The 347-nt window shown below is 54.2% G+C and carries 3 tRNA genes; all 3 read right to left on the bottom strand.

Annotated elements, in window-relative coordinates:
* Positions 1-62: 62 nt before the first annotated feature.
* Positions 63-136 (bottom strand) — tRNA-Arg (locus ACY191_RS14325).
* Between the two features lie 3 nt (positions 137-139).
* Positions 140-228: transfer RNA gene (locus ACY191_RS14320), tRNA-Leu, on the bottom strand.
* Between the two features lie 16 nt (positions 229-244).
* Positions 245-319, bottom strand: a tRNA-Gly gene (locus ACY191_RS14315).
* Positions 320-347 lie beyond the last annotated feature (28 nt).

Below are 347 nucleotides of genomic sequence, written 5' to 3'. Positions count from 1 at the left end.
TGCGACCCCCTGGTCCCAAACCAGGTGCTCTACCAAGCTGAGCCACTTCCCGTTAATAAAAGCGCGCCCGAGAGGAGTCGAACCCCTAACCTCTTGATCCGTAGTCAAACGCTCTATCCAATTGAGCTACGGGCGCATATGGTGCCGAGGGCGGGGGTCGAACCCGCACGGTGGTCACCCACCGCAGGATTTTAAGTCCTGTGCGTCTGCCTGTTCCGCCACCCCGGCATGTCATATTGAAAATTGGAGCGGAAGACGGGATTCGAACCCGCGACCCCAACCTTGGCAAGGTTGTATTCTACCACTGAACTACTTCCGCAAGACATGTTTGAGATATTTTATTAAAA

The sequence above is a fragment of the Staphylococcus sp. TCBT05 genome (assembly GCF_055179755.1).
The sequence above is the reverse complement of the archived record's forward strand: the minus strand, read 5'-3'. Positions and strand labels throughout refer to the sequence as shown.